This is a genomic window from Paenibacillus xylanivorans (assembly GCF_001280595.1).
In the GTDB taxonomy this organism is placed as follows: Bacteria; Bacillota; Bacilli; order Paenibacillales; family Paenibacillaceae; genus Paenibacillus; species Paenibacillus xylanivorans.
In genome coordinates this window covers 24,853-26,025 of record NZ_LITU01000033.1, presented here as the reverse complement: position 1 = coordinate 26,025, position 1,173 = coordinate 24,853, and the positions used below count along the sequence as shown (strand labels likewise).

The following is a 1,173-nucleotide window of genomic DNA, read 5'->3' as shown; positions in this document are numbered from 1 at the left end:
AACTGCTCACTAAGCTAAAGTTATTTATCTTCTTTAAATATGCTGAACAAATCTCGGGCCTCATGAAGTGCTCTTATGTTCTTTTGAAACTCCAAAGCCTCTTCATACGTCTTAAAGTATCTCATCGATCTAAAGCTTTTCTGATCGGACTTTTTTTCAAGTATACATTCCAACTTACCTTGCTCTTTTATACTAGGAATTATATCTGAAATACGCAAATTATATACGCCCATCACTGCAAACAATTCCAGATCTACCTCAAGTAAATTAATATTCTCAGGCTGCACAAATGTAAAACCGGCGGTTTGACTGATTAACCGATCTTTATCAAAATCCTCAGGAGGATCGAATGTAATCGAAGTATACTTAATATTTTCTCTGAACGGCACTTCTTTTACAAAGGACGAGTACAGTTTAATTAACCAGATGTCTTCCTCATCACTAAGAGGCAAATCTAGTGAAAAATGGACACCCAACTTGTTCTCAACACTTTTCATCTTTTTCCAAAACGTTAATAGTTCATTCAATGTCCCACTCTCTACATCGTTGATAGGCGAAGGGGGTAATCTCATTCCAACTACCTGCCCGTCGCCTTGAATAAATGCCTGATATACTAATAAAACACTTAATAATTCATCGATGGAATTAACTTTTTGGAGATTAAAATTAAAGGAAAATTGAAGTGTTTCTATATCTTCAAGTACTGTCATGGATACCTGCAGACCGTCATTATCTATATTCTTTATCAACGTTTTATTAAGATCAGCAAGCGGCTGCCTTTGCATAGTTAGTGATCTAGTGTGCCCATATCCAGAAAATTCAACTACGTGAGGTGGCGGGAATGGCTTTGGCTGTAAGTAGAATTCAGTATTTTCACTTGCTAATAAAGGAGCTAATGCCGCTTCATCTAATGGTATCTCGATCCCGTTTATTTTAACTGGCACATTTTTATCAATTTTAAGTTCAGTTTGACTTCTATAGATTATATCGAAGAGTTCCTCCGGTTTGTAGATTCTTAAACTTTCAGGGATTTTGATATTGGCAGACATCTGCATAGCCCTACCTTCACTAGGCACTGCAACAACCAGGTCATTAGCTACTCGCTTATATATAAGACCATCAGGCAACCTTTTGTTGAGAGACTCAACGATTTCTTTTGGGATTATATGTCCG

General features: G+C 36.8%; 1 protein-coding gene. It reads right to left on the bottom strand.

What is annotated here, in order from left to right:
- Positions 1 to 20: 20 nt before the first annotated feature.
- A partial coding sequence (locus tag AMS66_RS33060; RefSeq protein ID WP_201782134.1) for an abortive infection system toxin AbiGii family protein occupies positions 21 to 1,173 on the bottom strand: 1,153 nt, incomplete at its 5' end.